Genomic DNA, 8,320 nt, shown 5'->3' with positions numbered 1-8,320 from the left:
GGCCGGCTCGGGGTCCGCGGCCGGCTCGGGGTCCGCGGCCGGCTCGGGGTCCGCGGCCGGCTCGGGGTCCGCGGCCGAAGCCTCCGGCTCCGGCTCGACCACGACGGTGATCTCCGTGGCCGGAGCGGCCGTCTCGCCGCGCCAGGCGCGGACGGTCTCCTCGCCCCGCGCGGCGACCTCCTCGTACTTCTCGCGCGCCTTCACCGCGTACTCGGCGGCCACGCCGACTCCCCGCAGGGCGAGGTCCTGCGCCGTCTCGCCCAGCTTCTTGAGGTCGGTGTCCAGGCCGCCGACGGCCCCGACGACCTCGGCGACCGTGGCCTGCACCTTCTCCTGGACCTTCTCCTGCACGGCCTTCGGGTCGGTCTTCCGGACGGCCTCGATCCGGCCGGGCGCCTCGGCGGCGAGCTGCTCGATCAGGGCGGGCACCTTGCGGGCCTGGCGCACGGCGAGGTCGGCGGTGCCGGCGGCGAAGTAGAGGGGGGTACGCAGTTCGTCGATGATGGCCATGCTGATGGTCCTCCCGGGTGGGGCGTACGAGCGTGCGGCATGCAAACGGGCGTACAGACGTGGCATACGGGCCGGGGCGCTAGCCGGTCGCCTCCGACTCCGCCGCGTTCTCCTTGCGGAAGGAGTCGTAGATCTGGAGCAGCACCTGCTTCTGCCGCTCGCTGATCGAGGGATCGGCCAGGATCACGGCCCGCGTCTCCAGCTCCTCGCGGTCCTTCTCGTCGAGGATGCCGGCCCGTACGTAGAGCGTCTCGGCCGAGATCCGCAGCGCCTTGGCGACCTGCTGGAGCACCTCGGCGCTGGGCTTGCGCAGCCCGCGCTCGATCTGGCTCAGGTACGGGTTCGACACCCCGGCGGCCTCGGCCAGCTGCCGCAGCGAGAGCTGCGCGGTGCGCCGCTGCTCGCGCAGGTAGTCGCCGAGGCTGCCGAGGTTGCCGACGTTGAGCGATGCCATGGTCCGTACCCTGCCACCGCTTGCTAACTATTGCAAGCAGTCTGCTTGCAAGAGTGTCCCCGGTACCGTGAGGACGTGACGACCCGCATCCCCCTCGACGACCTCCGGCGCCTGCGCAGGGCACGGGACCGGATGGACCGGGAGTACGCGCGGCCGCTGGACGTGGCGGCGCTCGCGCGGACGGCGCTGATGTCGACCGGGCACTTCGCGCGGAGCTTCCGCGCCGCCTTCGGGGAGACGCCGTACGGCTACCTCATGACCCGCCGGATCGAGCGGGCCAAGGCGCTGCTCCGGCGCGGGGACCTGTCGGTGACGGACGTCTGCATGGAGGTGGGGTGCACGTCGCTCGGCTCCTTCAGCTCGCGCTTCACCCAGCTGGTCGGCGAGACGCCGAGCGCGTACCGCGCCCGGGCGCACGGCGGTGACGCCGCCCTGCCCGCCTGCGTCGCCAAGGTCGCCTCGCGACCGGTCAGGAACGGAGAAGCGCCGCTCGACAGCGCTCCCTAGCGTGGAGGGCATGGACATCAACCTCTCCCAGACCTTCATCACCGTCGACGACCACGAGAAGGCGCTCGGCTTCTACCGCGACGCGCTCGGCCTGGAGGTCCGCAAGGACGTCGGCCTCCAGGACATGCGTTGGGTGACCGTGGGCTCGCCCGCGCAGCCGGACGTGTCGGTGGTCCTCGAATCGCCGCTCGCCGACCCGGGCGCCTCCGAGGCCGACCGCCAGGCGGTCGTCGACCTCATGCGCAAGGGCCTGCTGCGCGCGGCGATCTTCGGTACGGGCGACTGCGACGCGGCCTTCGAACGGATCGCCGCCTCGGGCGCCGAGGTGCTCCGCGAGCCGGCGGACCAGCCGTACGGCGTCCGCGAGTGCGCCTTCCTCGACCCGGCGGGCAACCAGATCGTCCTCCAGCAGCCGCTCTCCTGAGCCCACGGCCGGCCCGGCGACGGCCCTCCCCGATCGTCCGGTTTCCGATAATCCGCGACGGACCGGCCTCGCCTACCCTGACGGCATGACCGCCTTGACGCCCCGCCGCAGCGAGCCCGATCTCTCCTACCTCCTCGACCACACGAGCCACGTCCTCAGGACGCGCATGGCGGCGGAGCTGGCGGAGATCGGGCTCACGGCCCGGATGCACTGCGTCCTCGTCCACGCCCTGGAGGAGGAGCGGACCCAGGCGCAGCTCGCCGAGATCGGCGACACGGACAAGACGACGATGGTCGTCACCGTCGACGCCCTGGAGAAGGCCGGGCTCGCCGAGCGGCGCCCGTCGAGCACGGACCGGCGGGCGCGGATCATCGCCGTCACCGAGGCGGGCGCGCGGCTCGCCGCGGAGAGCCGGCGGATCGTCGACGGCGTCCACGCGGGCGCCCTCGGCTCGCTGCCGGAGGAGGAGCGGGAGGTGCTGGTCCGCGCGCTGGGCCGACTGGCCGGGGACCACCTGAAGACGCCCGTCGAGGCGCCGGCGACCGCCCGCAGGGCCCGTCAGAAGAACTGACCGCACCCCTGCGAGCCCCCTCTCCCACTCAGTTCCGTAAGAAATAGTCTGCAACAAAACCTTCTGCTGACGTCCCTCCTGTTGCCTCCCTGCTCGCCGGCGTCGCCACCTCCCCCGCCGTCCTGATCGCCGCCCGCTTCCTCCAGGGCGCCGGCAGCGCGATGTCCTCGGCGGTCAGCCTCGGCATCCTCGTCACGCTCTTCACCGAACCCCGCGAACGGGCCCGCGCCATCGCCGTGTTCAGCTTCACCGGCGCCGCCGGGGCCTCCGTCGGCCAGGTCCTCGGCGGGCTCCTCACCGACGCCCTCTCCTGGCACTGGATCTTCTTCATCAACCTGCCGATCGGCGCCGCCGGGATCACCCTCGCCACCCGCGCCCTCCCCGCCGACCGGGGACTCGGCCTGCGGGCCGGCGCCGACGCGCTCGGCGCGTTCCTGGTCACCGCGGGCCTGATGACCGGCATCTACGCGGTCGTGCGCATCGAGGAGCACGGCGCCGGCTCCGCCCACACCCTGGGTCTCGGGGCGCTCGCCCTCGCCCTGCTCGCCGGCTTCCTGGTCCGCCAGCGCACCGCCGCCACCCCGCTGATGCCGCTGCGGATCCTCCGCTCCCGGGCCGTCGCCGGCGCCAACGCCGTCCAGCTCCTCATGGTCGCCGCGCTGTTCGCCTTCCAGGTCCTGGTCGCCCTCTACCTCCAGAAGGCCCAGGGGTACGGCGCCACCGCCACCGGTCTCGCGATGCTGCCCGCCGCCCTGGCCATCGGCGCCGTCTCGCTCGGCGCGGCCGCCCGGCTCATCACCCGCTTCGGTGAGCGCGCCGTCCTGCTCACCGGCCTCACCCTGCTGATCGGCGTCCTCGGCCTGCTCACCCGGCTCCCGGCGGACGCCTCGTACGCCGTCGACCTGCTCCCCGTGATGCTGCTCGCCGCCGGCTTCGGCCTGGCCCTGCCCGCGCTCACCGCGCTCGGGATGTCGGGCGCCGACGAGGCCGACGCGGGTCTCGCCTCCGGCCTCTTCAACACCACGCAGCAGATCGGGATGGCGCTCGGCGTCGCCGTCCTCACCACCCTGGCCGCCGGCCGCACCGAGGTGCTCGACGCGGCCGGCCGGAGCACCGCCGAGGCCCTGACCGGCGGCTACCGCCTCGCCTTCGCCGTCGGCACCGGGCTCCTGGTCGCCGCCCTCGCGATCGCCGCGGCCGTCCTGCGCACGAAGCGGGCGGGCGCCCCGAAGCCCGAGGTGGCGATGGCCGCCTGACGGGAGTTCAGGAAGTCTCGCGGCCCTCCACGAGGGCCGCGACGCCGTCCAGGATCCGGGCCAGGCCGAAGCGGAACTCGCCGTCCGGAGCGTCGGGCTGGTCCAGGACCCCCGAGTCGATCAGCCCCGCCACCCGCGGGAACACCTCCGGGTCCACCAGCCGGCGCAGGGTGCGGCTGTACTGGGTCATCGCCTCCTCGGGCGCGTACCCGGACGCCTCCACCGCGTCGGCCAGCTCCGCCGCCATCAGCGCGTCGTTCTTCACGAAACCGGCCACCAGCAGCGTCACCGAGATCTTGGCGCCCTCGTCGAGACCGGTGTCCTCCAGCGAGTGCAGCGCCTTCTCCCACCAGGCCACCGCGTGCGGCGTCGCGGGCGGGCCGGAGACCGGGACCCGCAGCAGCCACGGACTGCGCAGATAGACCTCGCGCATCGCCCGCGCCCAGCGCTCCATCCGCTCCCGCCAGGGGACCTCCGGGCCGAACAGTTCGGGCGGGGCGCCCGTCGCCGCCTCCTGCATGAGGACGTACAGCTCCTGCTTGGCGGAGACGTACCGGTAGAGGGACATCGTGGAGACGCCCAGCTCCTTGGCGACCCGCCCCATCGAGACGGCGGCGAGCCCCTCCGCCGAGGCGAGCTCCACGGCCGCGGCGACGATCCGGTCCGCGCTGAGCCCGGGCTTCGGCCCCTTGGTGGGGCGCTCGCGCAGCCCCCAGGCGGCCTCGACGGACGGCGGCAGATAGGTGCCGCCGCCTTCCCCGGACCCTTTCCGGCCCTCGTCACCCGCCATCCGCGCCGCCTCCTCGCCTTGCTCGCTTGACGCCCATCCTAGTAATGCGTAACCCTTACACAGTAACGCGTATGGCATACGCAGTACGCCGACGAGCGCAGCAGAAGGGGACAGCCATGCCTCCCGCCACCGGAGAATCCGCCACCACCGGTACGCCCACCATCGGTACGCCCGCCACCGGAACCCACGCCATCGAGACCACCGGCCTGACCAAGAGCTACGGCGGCGTCCGCGTCCTCGACTCCCTCGACCTCCGCGTCGAGACAGGCACCGTCTTCGCCCTCCTCGGGCCCAACGGCGCCGGCAAGACCACCACCGTCCGCGTCCTCACCACCCTCGCCGCCCCCGACGCCGGCCACGCGCGCGTGGCCGGCCACGACGTCGTCACCGAACGGCGCGCCGTCCGCCGCGCCATCAGCCTCACCGGCCAGTACGCCGCCGTCGACGAGACCCTCACCGGCGCCGAGAACCTCCGCCTCACCGCCCGGCTCTCCGGCCTCTCCCGCAGGGCCGCCGCCCGCCGCGCCGACGAACTCCTCGAACGCTTCCGGCTCACCGACGCCCGCGACCGGCAGACGAAGACGTACTCCGGCGGCATGCGCCGCCGCCTCGACCTCGCCGCCGGCCTCGTCCGCGACCCCGGCACCACCCGGGTCGTCTTCCTCGACGAGCCCACCACCGGCCTCGACCCCCGCAGCCGCAACGAACTCTGGGACGCCGTCCGCGAACTGTCGGCCCACGGCACCACCGTCTTCCTCACCACCCAGTACCTGGAGGAGGCCGACCGGCTCGCCCACCGCGTCGCCGTCCTCGGCGGCGGCCGCACCCTCGCCGAAGGCACCCCCGAAGAACTCAAGCGCCGCTACGCGGGCCACCGCCTCGACCTCGTCGCCCGCGACCGGGAGGCGTACCTCCGCCTCGCCCCACGCGCCACCGGCCACACCCCCGCCACCCTCACCCTCGGCGTCCCCACCGACGGCAGCGCCGCGCACGTCCGCGCCCTGCTCGACGAACTCGACCCGCACCGCACCGACATCGCGCGCTTCGCCGTGCACAGCGCCACCCTCGACGACGTCTTCCTCACCCTCACCAGCGCCACGAAGGAGCCGAGCCATGTCTGACGCGACCGCGAGCCCCCTCGCCACCGCCACCGCCCTCGTCGGGCGCGGCCTCCTCCTCAGCCGGCGCAACCTCGACGCCGTCGTCACCGCCCTGGTGATGCCGGTGATGCTGATGCTGGTCTTCGTCTACTTCTTCGGCGGCGCCATCGACACCGGCACCACCCGCTACGTCACCTACGTCGTCCCCGGCGTCATCGTCCTGTGCGCCGGCTTCGGCGCCGCCGCCACCGCCGTCTCCGTCAGCGAGGACATGCGGCGCGGCACCGTCGACCGCCTCCGCACCCTCGACGTCGGCGCCGTCCCCTTCCTCACCGGACACGTCGTCGCCACCGTCGCCCGGAACCTCCTGGCCACCGCGCTCGTCCTCGGCGTCGCCTTCCTCATCGGTTTCCGGCCCACCGCCACCCCCGGCGGCTGGCTCGCCGCCATCGGCCTGCTGCTCGCCTACATCACCGCCGTGTCCTGGCTGTCCGCGGCCGCCGGCCTCGTCGCCAAGACCCCCGAGGCGGCCAACGCCGTCACCTTCCTCATGATGTTCCTGCCCTACCCGAGCAGCGCCTTCGTGCCCATCGACACCATGCCCGGCTGGCTGCACGGCTTCGCCGAGCACCAGCCCGTCACCCCGCTCATCGAGTCGATGCGCGGCCTGCTCCTCGACCAGCCGGTCGGCGACGCGCCCTGGACCGCGCTCGCCTGGTGCGGCGGCCTCCTCGCCCTGGGCGTCGCCGTCTCCGGCGCGCTCTTCCGCCGCCGTACCCGCTGACGGAGCCGGGGGAAGGGCTCAGAAGATGTCCGGCGAGAACGCCCGCAGCGGCGTCCGGAACAGCAGCTCGGCCCGGGCCGCCGCACCCGGCACCGCCTCCTCGATCCGGCCGAGCAGCGCCAGCCGCACCGGCGACGCGTCGCCGAGGACCAGCCGGGCCAGCTCCGCCACGTCGAGCACCAGGTCCGCGGAGGCGGTCGTCGGGACGCACGACGCCCCCTTCGGCGAGGCGTCCAGGCGGTAGCGCCCGGCCGCGAAGCCGTCGCCGTCCCGCACGTCGAGGACGAGCCCGTCCGCCACCGGGTACGTCCGCTCCTCCAGGACCCGCACCACGTCGAGGACCCGCAGCCACAGCATGTCCGCGTGGGTCACCGTCCGCGCCGCCCGCGGATCCGGCAGCAGCAGCGGCAGCGGGTCGTCCGGCGCCCGCGAACCGCTGCGGACGGTCGCCACCCAGTCCAGCGAGCAGACGTACCGCCACAGGGCGTGCTCGGCCGCCGGCGTCGCCGCGATCAGGTCCCGCACCGTCAGCGTGTTCTCCGGCTGCTTGCCGTCGCCCCACCTGTCGTCGCAGCGGTACGACACGTACCCCTCGGGCTCTCCCGACTCCGACCGGTACACCGCGTAGTACGGCTCCGTCCACGGCTCCAGGTGATGCCCGCCGCCGGTGCCCACGTCCCAGTTGCGCGGCAGCCGGCCGGTGACGCCGGCCCGGACGCCGGCGAGCCGCCGGTGCAGCGCGGGCCCGATCCGGCGGATCTCCGCCCCGTCGGTCAGATCGATCCGGCCGCCGTCCTCCGGACGGCCGCTGCGGCGCGGGTCCAGGCCCGCCCGGCGCAGGTCCACGCTCCACTCGGTCGACCAGCTCGCCGGGCCGAAGCCGTACCGGCCGTAGATCGGGTACTCGGCGGCGATCAGGGTCGCGACCGCGTCGCCCCGCTCCCGGGCCGCCGCCAGGTCCCGGGCCATCAGCCGGCTCAGCAGCCCGCGCCGCTTGTGCGTCGGCGAGACGGTCACCTGCGTGACCGCGTCGGCGACGAGACCGCCGCCGCCGACGGTGCTGAGCTCCTGCCGGAAGGAACGGAAGGTGGCGACCACCCGGCCGCCGTCCACGGCGGCCAGAGTCCGCTCCAGGTCGACGTGGGCCAGCCGGTCGGCGACCAGCTCCTCGGGAACGACCGGCTCGTGCAGGAAGCCCGTCCGCAACGCCCGCAGCCAGTCGGGGAATTCGGACTCGTTCACCGCGCGCAGTTCGACAGCCATCCCCCGACCCTACGCACGCGGGCCCGTTCCGCCACGGAATTTATCGCGCCCTCAGGCCAGCAGGTCGTCGACCTGCGCCTCACCCTCCCGGTAGCGGCGGGCGATCTCCACCCCGCAGTCGTCGGCGGTCCGCTGGAGCGCCTGCCGGCGCTGCGAGACCTGCTGCTCGTACCCGGCCAGCCGCCCCATCGCGGTGTGCAGCTCCTCGTCCGTGCGGGCCGTCAGGTCCGACAGCTCGACCTCCGACAGCATCTCGGCGGCGAGCCGCCGGTACTCCTCCCCGCGCGGCGTCGACAGCGTCACGTGCCGGGCCGAGGACCGGTGCCGCGACGGCACGTCCGCGAGGATCTCGGACAGCCGGTCGAGCACCGGCGCCTCCGGATCGGTCCGGCGCGCCAGCTCCGCCCGCAGGATGTCGATCCGGCCCTGCAGCATCCGGCGCACATAGCTGAGATCGGCCTCGTCGCTCTGCGCGTCCCGGCGCAGCGCCCGCAGCTCGGCGAGGCGCAGCCCGCCGAGGTCGTGCCCGGGCCGGCCGGACGGCGCCGGCCCGCCGGTCCGCTGCGCGGGCGGCCGCGCGACCGGACCGCCGGGCACCGGGCCCGCGGAGCGGATCAGCGGTACGGAGCCGGACGGCGTCGGCCCCGTGCTGGATGCACTC

Annotated in this window: 10 protein-coding genes and 1 pseudogene; 6 read left to right on the top strand and 5 right to left on the bottom strand. The window is 74.3% G+C overall.

All coding sequences use genetic code 11. The features are described from left to right. Positions 1-510 (bottom strand): hypothetical protein (locus tag IE245_RS23945; protein ID WP_189950960.1); only part of this gene is annotated, 510 nt, incomplete at its 3' end. 79 nt (positions 511-589) lie between these two features. Further along, positions 590-964 carry a helix-turn-helix domain-containing protein gene (locus IE245_RS23940; protein ID WP_169087762.1) on the bottom strand — a complete coding sequence of 125 codons (375 nt, stop codon included), beginning with the start codon at positions 962-964 and terminating at the stop codon, positions 590-592. An 87-nt stretch (positions 965-1,051) separates the two neighbouring features. Between IE245_RS23940 and IE245_RS23935 the strand changes: the two genes are divergently transcribed. The 4 genes and pseudogenes from IE245_RS23935 to IE245_RS23920 all read left to right on the top strand — a co-directional run. Beyond that, positions 1,052-1,471 carry a helix-turn-helix transcriptional regulator gene (locus tag IE245_RS23935; RefSeq protein WP_189951132.1) on the top strand — a complete coding sequence of 140 codons (420 nt, stop codon included), beginning with the start codon at positions 1,052-1,054 and terminating at the stop codon, positions 1,469-1,471. 10 nt (positions 1,472-1,481) lie between these two features. Continuing rightward, positions 1,482-1,895: a VOC family protein gene (locus IE245_RS23930; protein ID WP_189950959.1), complete on the top strand. Its 414-nt coding sequence runs from the start codon at positions 1,482-1,484 to the stop codon at positions 1,893-1,895. Positions 1,896-1,980: 85 nt separating this feature from the next. Next, positions 1,981-2,466, top strand: a complete 486-nt coding sequence (locus IE245_RS23925) for a MarR family winged helix-turn-helix transcriptional regulator (protein ID WP_189950957.1) — start codon at positions 1,981-1,983, stop codon at positions 2,464-2,466. Between the two features lie 83 nt (positions 2,467-2,549). Next, positions 2,550-3,722: pseudogene (locus tag IE245_RS23920) on the top strand (MFS transporter); the annotation flags it as partial. 7 nt (positions 3,723-3,729) lie between these two features. On the opposite strand, the gene IE245_RS23915 reads toward IE245_RS23920, so the two are convergent. After that, complete coding sequence (locus IE245_RS23915) at positions 3,730-4,512, bottom strand: TetR/AcrR family transcriptional regulator (RefSeq protein WP_189950955.1); 783 nt, start codon at positions 4,510-4,512, stop codon at positions 3,730-3,732. Between the two features lie 116 nt (positions 4,513-4,628). On the opposite strand from IE245_RS23915, the gene IE245_RS23910 reads away from it, so the two are divergent. Further along, the gene (locus IE245_RS23910; protein ID WP_189950953.1) at positions 4,629-5,633 is read left to right on the top strand and encodes an ATP-binding cassette domain-containing protein; all 1,005 of its coding nucleotides are present in this window, start codon (positions 4,629-4,631) and stop codon (positions 5,631-5,633) included. Continuing rightward, positions 5,626-6,396, top strand: coding sequence for an ABC transporter permease (locus IE245_RS23905; protein ID WP_189950952.1), 771 nt, complete (start codon positions 5,626-5,628; stop codon positions 6,394-6,396). The genes IE245_RS23910 and IE245_RS23905 overlap by 8 nt, the downstream gene beginning before the upstream one ends. Before the next feature lie 18 nt (positions 6,397-6,414). On the opposite strand, the gene IE245_RS23900 is transcribed toward IE245_RS23905, so the two are convergent. Both IE245_RS23900 and IE245_RS23895 read right to left on the bottom strand, forming a co-directional pair. After that, on the bottom strand, positions 6,415-7,659 hold the full coding sequence (locus IE245_RS23900) for a GNAT family N-acetyltransferase (protein WP_189950950.1): 1,245 nt from the start codon (positions 7,657-7,659) through the stop codon (positions 6,415-6,417). 51 nt (positions 7,660-7,710) lie between these two features. Beyond that, the coding region (locus tag IE245_RS23895) for an RsiG family protein (RefSeq protein WP_373305387.1) at positions 7,711-8,320 on the bottom strand (610 nt) is incomplete at its 5' end.

Origin of the sequence: Streptomyces roseolus, assembly GCF_014649855.1 — a bacterium.
GTDB lineage: Bacteria > Actinomycetota > Actinomycetes > Streptomycetales > Streptomycetaceae > Streptomyces > Streptomyces roseolus.
This window is presented reverse-complemented; position numbering and strand designations above follow the sequence as displayed.

What these genes read in the sequence shown, in the direction of transcription:
- IE245_RS23905 (WP_189950952.1), top strand. Translation starts at nt 5,626, where the DNA reads ATGTCTGACGCGACCGCGAGCCCCCTCGCCACCGCCACCGCCCTCGTC.
- IE245_RS23900 (WP_189950950.1), bottom strand. Translation starts at nt 7,659, where the DNA reads ATGGCTGTCGAACTGCGCGCGGTGAACGAGTCCGAATTCCCCGACTGG.
- IE245_RS23930 (WP_189950959.1), top strand. Translation starts at nt 1,482, where the DNA reads ATGGACATCAACCTCTCCCAGACCTTCATCACCGTCGACGACCACGAG.
- IE245_RS23915 (WP_189950955.1), bottom strand. Translation starts at nt 4,512, where the DNA reads ATGGCGGGTGACGAGGGCCGGAAAGGGTCCGGGGAAGGCGGCGGCACC.
- IE245_RS23910 (WP_189950953.1), top strand. Translation starts at nt 4,629, where the DNA reads ATGCCTCCCGCCACCGGAGAATCCGCCACCACCGGTACGCCCACCATC.
- IE245_RS23940 (WP_169087762.1), bottom strand. Translation starts at nt 964, where the DNA reads ATGGCATCGCTCAACGTCGGCAACCTCGGCAGCCTCGGCGACTACCTG.
- IE245_RS23925 (WP_189950957.1), top strand. Translation starts at nt 1,981, where the DNA reads ATGACCGCCTTGACGCCCCGCCGCAGCGAGCCCGATCTCTCCTACCTC.